The organism is Algibacter sp. (genome assembly GCF_049667265.1).
Classification (GTDB): domain Bacteria; phylum Bacteroidota; class Bacteroidia; order Flavobacteriales; family Flavobacteriaceae; genus Algibacter_B.
The window spans coordinates 1-7,282 of the sequence record NZ_JBATHX010000023.1; the positions used below are offsets into that span (position 1 = coordinate 1).

General features: G+C 35.1%; 5 protein-coding genes and 1 pseudogene. 5 read left to right on the top strand and 1 reads right to left on the bottom strand.

The genetic code is table 11. The features are described from left to right. The 5 genes from WBN21_RS00745 to WBN21_RS00765 all read left to right on the top strand — a co-directional run. The coding region (locus tag WBN21_RS00745) for an enoyl-CoA hydratase-related protein (RefSeq protein ID WP_424197405.1) at nt 1-1,275 on the top strand (1,275 nt) is incomplete at its 5' end. 78 nt (nt 1,276-1,353) lie between these two features. Next, nucleotides 1,354-2,544 carry an acetyl-CoA C-acyltransferase gene (locus WBN21_RS00750; RefSeq protein ID WP_424197406.1) on the top strand — a complete coding sequence of 397 codons (1,191 nt, stop codon included), beginning with the start codon at nt 1,354-1,356 and terminating at the stop codon, nt 2,542-2,544. 25 nt (nt 2,545-2,569) lie between these two features. Then, nucleotides 2,570-4,378: an acyl-CoA dehydrogenase family protein gene (locus WBN21_RS00755; RefSeq protein WP_424197407.1), complete on the top strand. Its 1,809-nt coding sequence runs from the start codon at nt 2,570-2,572 to the stop codon at nt 4,376-4,378. A gap of 114 nt (nt 4,379-4,492) precedes the next feature. Further along, a complete protein-coding gene (locus WBN21_RS00760) occupies nt 4,493-6,139 on the top strand; it encodes a M1 family metallopeptidase (protein ID WP_424197408.1) in 1,647 nt (548 codons plus the stop codon). 3 nt (nt 6,140-6,142) lie between these two features. Further along, on the top strand, nt 6,143-6,718 hold the full coding sequence (locus WBN21_RS00765; protein WP_424197409.1) for a YdeI/OmpD-associated family protein: 576 nt from the start codon (nt 6,143-6,145) through the stop codon (nt 6,716-6,718). Nucleotides 6,719-6,727: 9 nt separating this feature from the next. Here WBN21_RS00765 and WBN21_RS00770 read toward each other — a convergent pair. After that, nucleotides 6,728-7,282 (bottom strand): annotated as a pseudogene (locus tag WBN21_RS00770) (magnesium chelatase); the annotation flags it as partial.

Sequence of the window (7,282 nt, forward strand, 5' to 3'; positions counted from 1 at the left end):
TCAAACAGAATTCCAGAAATTACAGACGATTTATATAAAATTGATGATGCCATGAAAGCTGGTTTTGGCTGGGAACATGGTCCTTTCCAAATATGGGATGCTATTGGTGTTGAAGCTGGAATAGAAATCATGAAAGCCGAAGGCTTAGAACCTAATGTTTGGGTAAAAGACATGTTAGCTTCAGGAAGTTCATCTTTCTACACTATAAAAAATGGTGCGTCCTTTGCATATGATATTCCAAAGAAATCGCAAGAAAAAATCCCTGGACAAGATAGCTTCATCATTCTAGATAATATCAGAAAATCTAACGAAGTATTTAAAAACTCAGGTGTTGTTGTTGAAGATTTAGGTGACGGGATTCTTAATGTAGAATTCCAATCTAAAATGAATACTATTGGTGGCGACGTACTAACAGGTTTAAATAAAGCCATTGATATTGCTGAAAAAGATTTTGCTGGTTTAGTGGTTGGAAACCAAGGTGCCAATTTCTCAGTTGGTGCCAATATTGGCATGATATTTATGATGGCAGCAGAACAAGAGTATGATGAACTTAATGGTGCTATTAAATATTTCCAAGACACTATGATGCGCATGCGATATTCGTCCATACCAACCATTTCAGCGCCTCACGGCATGAGTTTAGGTGGTGCATGTGAATTATCAATGCACGCCGATAAAGTAGTTGCCGCAGCAGAAACCTATATGGGACTGGTAGAATTTGGAGTAGGTGTTATTCCAGGTGGTGGAGGTTCCAAAGAAATGGCCTTAAGAGCATCGGATACTTTTAGAAAAGGAGATGTTGAATTAAATACTTTACAAGAATACTTTTTAACTATAGGCATGGCAAAAGTATCGACTTCGGCTTATGAAGCCTTCGATTTAGGTGTTCTTCAAAAAGGAAAAGATATTGTAGTTGTTAATAAAGACCGCCAAATTGCTGTTGCAAAACAACATGCAAAATTAATGGCCGATATAGGTTACACGCAGCCTGTAAAACGTACGGATGTAAAAGTACTTGGAAAACAGGCATTAGGAATGTTCTTAGTAGGAACGGATGCAATGAAAGACTCCAACTACATTAGTGAGCATGATATGAAAATTGCCAACAAACTAGCTTACGTTATGGCTGGTGGCGATTTATCAGAACCGACATTAGTTAGCGAACAGTACTTATTAGATTTAGAGCGTGAAGCGTTTTTATCTTTATGTACAGAACGAAAAACTTTGGAACGAATTCAACACATGTTAACTAAAGGAAAACCATTAAGAAATTAGATTGTTGGATTACTGGATTTCTCGATTATTAGAAATCCAAGAAGTCTAAAAATCGAATAATCTAAAAATCGAAAAAAAATGAAAACAGCATATATAGTAAAAGCATATAGAACCGCAGTTGGTAAAGCACCAAAGGGTGTGTTTCGTTTTAAAAGAACGGATGAATTGGCAGCAGAAACCATTCAGTACATGATGAAGGAACTTCCTAATCTAGACAAAAAACGTATCGATGACGTTATTGTTGGTAATGCTATGCCAGAAGGTTCGCAAGGATTAAACATGGCAAGATTTATCTCATTAATTGGTTTGGATAGTGTTGATGTACCTGGAGTAACCGTTAATAGATTTTGTGCCTCTGGTATTGAAACTATTGGAATTGCTACAGCTAAAATTCAAGCAGGTATGGCAGATAGCATTATAGCTGGAGGAGCTGAAAGCATGAGTTCTGTGCCTATGACAGGTTTTAAACCAGAATTAAATTACGATACAGTAAGTGCTGGTCACGAAGATTATTATTGGGGTATGGGAAATACAGCTGAAGCGGTAGCAAACCAATTTAAAGTATCTCGTGAAGATCAAGATGAATTTGCATATAATTCCCATATGAAAGCTTTAAGAGCACAAGCTGAAAATCGTTTTCAGGATCAAATTGTTCCAATAGATGTAGAACAAACATATATCGATGCCAACGGAAAAAGAGCAACAAAAAAATATACGGTAACTAAAGATGAAGGCCCACGTGCTGGAACAAGCAAAGAAGCTTTAGCAAAACTTAGGGCTGTATTCGCTGCTGGAGGAAGTGTAACTGCTGGAAACTCGTCGCAAATGAGTGATGGTGCTGCTTTTGTTATGATAATGAGTGAAGATATGGTTAAAGAGCTAGGTTTAGAGCCAATTGCAAGAATGGTAAACTATGCAGCAGCAGGTGTTGAACCTCGTATCATGGGAATTGGTCCTGTGAAAGCTATTCCAAAAGCCTTAAAACAAGCTGGATTAAAACAAGACGATTTATCCTTAATAGAATTGAATGAAGCCTTTGCTTCTCAATCTTTAGCTGTAATTAGAGAATTAAACCTTAACCCTGATATTATTAACGTGAATGGTGGTGCTATTGCACTCGGACATCCGTTAGGATGTACAGGCGCAAAACTGTCTGTTCAACTTTTTGATGAAATGCGTAAGCGAGATATGAAAGGCAAATATGGAGCAGTAACTATGTGTGTTGGCACAGGTCAAGGTGCTTGTGGCATATTCGAATTTTTAAACTAAATAAAACTTAATACAAAACTATAAAATGGAAGCAACTGAAAAAGATATCCTACGGGGAGGTCAATTCTTAGTTAAAGAAACTAATTGTGAAGACGTGTTTACTCCTGAAGATTTTTCAGAAGAACAAACAATGATGAAAGAGTCTGTCATGGAATTTAATGATCGTGAAATCATTCCTCATAAAACACGTTTTGAAGCTAAAGATTACGCCTTAACTGAAGATGTTATGCGTAAAGCTGGCGATATGGGCTTTTTAAGCGTTTCAGTTCCAGAAGCTTATGGAGGCATGGGAATGGGGTTTGTATCTACTGTTTTAACTTGCGATTACATTTCTAGTGGAACAGGATCTTTTAGTACGGCATTTGGCGCCCATACTGGAATTGGTACTTTACCAATAACGTTATACGGTACAGAAGAACAAAAACAAAAATATGTTCCTAAACTAGCAACTGGCGAATGGTTTGGGTCGTATTGCTTAACGGAACCTGGCGCAGGATCTGATGCTAATTCTGGTAAAACAACTGCTGAGCTTTCGGCAGATGGAAAATCTTATAAAATTAACGGACAAAAAATGTGGATTTCAAATGCAGGTTTCTGTAGTTTGATGATTGTTTTTGCTCGAATTGAGGATGATAAAAATATTACCGGATTTATTGTTGAATATGATAAAAATAAACCTAATGGCATTGTTTTAGGTGAAGAAGAGCACAAACTAGGTATTCGTGCTTCGTCTACACGTCAAGTATTTTATAACGACACCGTAGTTCCTGTTGAAAATATGTTAGCAGGTCGTGGTGAAGGTTTTAAAATTGCCATGAATGCACTTAATGTTGGTCGGATTAAATTAGCAGCGGCTTGTTTAGATTCCCAAAGAAGAATTTTAAGTACTGCTGTAAATTATGCTAACGAGCGTAAACAATTTAAAACGCGTATTTCAGATTTTGGTGCTATTAAAACAAAATTAGCTGAAATGGCTGCTAGTGCGTATGCAGGTGAATCTGCTACTTACAGAGCTGCAAAAAATATTGAAGATAGAATTGCTCTAAGAGAAGCCGCAGGAAACTCGCATCAAGAAGCAGAACTAAAAGGCGTTGAAGAATATGCCATTGAATGTTCTATTCTTAAAGTAGCTGTATCCGAAGATGTGCAAAATGCTGCCGATGAAGGCATTCAAATTTTTGGAGGTATGGGATTCTCGGAAGAAACTCCAATGGAATCAGCTTGGAGAGATGCTCGTATTGCTCGTATTTACGAAGGAACTAACGAGATTAACAGAATGCTTACCGTTGGCATGTTAGTAAAGAAAGCGATGAAAGGACACGTAGACTTACTTGGTCCAGCTCAAAAAGTTCAGGAAGAATTAATGGGCATTCCATCATTTGATACTCCAGATTATTCTGAATTATTTTCAGAAGAAAAGGAAATGATTAAGAAGTTAAAAAAGACTTTCTTAATGGTTGCAGGTGGAGCTGTTCAAAAATACGGCCCTAAATTAGAAGATCATCAACAATTACTAATTGCAGCTGCCGATATTTTAATTGAAATTTATATGGCAGAATCGGCTATTTTAAGAACAGAAAAAAATGTTAAGCGTACTAGCGAAAAAGAACAATCTGCTCAGATAGCCATGGCTAAATTATATTTATATCATGCTGTAGATATTGTTGAAGAAAAAGGAAAAGAAAGTATTATCTCGTTCGCTGAAGGCGATGAACAACGTATGCTACTTATGGGGTTAAAGCGTTTTACAAAATATGTAAACTATCCAGATATTGTAGATTTAAGAATTGAAATAGCTGAAAAAGTTAAAGCAGAAAATAAATATTGCTTTTAATTTGAATCAGTAAAATTTATAGAGTGACTAACTCAATTGCTAAAAAGCGCTTCGAATTAATTTTCGAGGCGTTTTTTTATTTCACTATCTTTATATTTTAAAAATTAAAAATTCATGAAATACGGATACAACTTACTTCTAATACTCTTATTTACACCTCTATTTTTTTTAAATGCTCAGGGCTTGCTCTCAGAAAAAACCAGTTTCACAAAACAAGATACTTTAAGAGGAAGCATCACTCCAGAGCGTGAATGGTGGGATTTAAGCTATTATCATTTAGATATAAAAGTGGACCCAGAAAACAAATTTATATCTGGCAAAAACACCATCCAATACAAAGTTTTAAAAAACGATTCTGTTATGCAAATTGATTTGCAATCGCCCATGAAAATTCTAAAAGCCATTCAAAACGGAAAAGAATTAAAAATTAGAGACGATGGCAATGCTCATTTTATTTCATTAATTGATAATCAAAACATTGATGATATTAATAATTTAGAAGTTTATTACGAAGGCCACCCAAAAGAAGCTGTAAGAGCACCTTGGGATGGCGGTATTTCTTGGAAAAAAGACAAAAATGGAAATGATTTTATTGCTTCATCTTGTCAAGGTTTAGGTGCTAGTGTTTGGTGGCCATGTAAAGACCATATGTACGACGAAGTTGATAGTATGCAAATTAGTGTTAATGTGCCTAGTAAATTAATAAACGTATCTAACGGTAGATTACGACTAGTAGAGCAAATTGGAGATACCAAAACGTTCCATTGGATTGTAAAAAACCCAATTAACAATTATGGCGTCAATATTAATATTGCAGATTATGCAAATTTTTCCGAAGTATATGATGGGCAGGCAGGAAATTTAGATTTAGATTACTATGTTTTAAACTACAACCTTGAGAAGGCTAAAGAACAGTTTAAACAAGTGCCTATGATGTTAAAAGCATTTGAGCATTGGTTTGGACAATACCCTTTTTACAGAGACAGCTTTAAACTTGTTGAGGCACCCTATTTAGGTATGGAACACCAAAGTTCTGTAACCTACGGAAATGGATATCAAAACGGGTATTTAGGAAACGATTTATCAGGCACAGGATGGGGCTTAAAGTTTGATTTTATCATTATTCATGAATCTGGACACGAGTGGTATGCGAATAATATAACAAATAAAGATGCTGCAGATATGTGGATTCATGAAGGATTTACTGCCTATTCTGAAAACCTGTTTTTGGATTATCACTTTGGAAAAGAAGCTTCAGCTGAATATGTGATAGGAACTCGAAAAAACATTCAAAACGAACAACCAATAATTGGTCATTATAATGTTAACGCAGAAGGCTCTGGAGACATGTATTATAAAGGAGCCAATATGCTACATACACTAAGACAGCTAATCGAAGATGACGAAAAGTGGAGAAAAATATTGCGTAAAATGAACGTAGAATTTTATCATCAAACTGTAACAACGCAGCAAATTGAAGATTTCCTTTCTAGAGAGACTGGAATTGATTTAGCAGAGTTCTTTAACCAATACTTAAGAAGCACTAAAGTGCCTACTTTAGAATATTCTATAAAAAAGAAGTCATTAGAATTCCGCTGGACGAATATTGTAGAAGGTTTCGATATGCCTATTCAAATTAAAATTAATGACGAGGAAAAGTGGTTGTTTCCAAAGGCTGAATGGAACACTTTGACATTAGATTCAAAAATTGATGATTTTGAAGTAGACAAGGATTTTTACATTGAAACAAAAAAAATATAAATTTTGGGCGACTTTCAAGAAATTCATTTTGAAAGAGATACTGATTGGTATGATTGGCTATTAAACAATCATAAAAAAGAAAAGGCTGTTTATCTTATTTTTTACAAATTAGAATTGAATATTCCCACCATGCGATGGGAAGAAGCTGTTAAAGTTGCCATTTGTTTTGGTTGGATTGACTCCACCGTAAAAAGTTTAGGCAACGGAAAAAGGAGGCAATACTTCTGCCCCAGAAACCCAAAAAGTACTTGGAGCGCGGTAAATAAAAAATATGTGAAGGAGTTAACCAAAGCCAGTTTAATTCATAAATCTGGTTACCATATGATTGAATTAGCTAAAAAGACTGGCACTTGGACTGCCATGGATGATGTTGAAAATGGCGTTATTCCAAAAGACTTACAACAAGCATTTAAAGAAAATGAAAGAGCCTTTGAAAACTACCAGAATTTTTCAAGAGGCTATAGAAAAAGCTACCTTTCTTGGCTGCATAGTGCCAAACGAGAAGACACAAGAAAAAAGCGCATAACCCAAATAATTGAATTATGCGCTAATAATATTAAAAGTAGAGATAGCTGGTAAATTGGTGGATTAAATACCACTTATAAAACTTCCGTATGGATCTTTAAATTGAATACCTTCTGTAAATCGATGTTTACTGAGTAAATTATATTCTACTAATGCCCAAAGCACAAATTCTTTTACAAAATAACTATCTTGTTTTGATAAATTTGGCTGATACTTTCCTAATAAATCATCAAGTGGTGAAATAGCATCTAATATATTTTTATATTCTTTATCACGCAAATCATCTAATAACTCAAAACCTTCTTTTTGATTGAAAAACCAAGAAACTACATCATCATAAGGACTTTCTTCCTCTTGCTTTTGAAGTTTACTAATCTTAGGAAAAAACTCTTCAAATAGCCTTTTAACAGCTTCGCCAATTAAATTATAAGCAACAACTGCAGCACCTTCTTGTTCGCCTTCATAAACCAATTCTACTTTCCCTGTAATTGCTGGAATAATCCCAACAAAATCAGATAACCTCAACGTTGTTTTACCATCATCATTTATTAAAGTCCGACGCTCTGCGGTAATTAATAAATTTTCTAAAGCCCTAATACTTAATCGAGCACTTACACC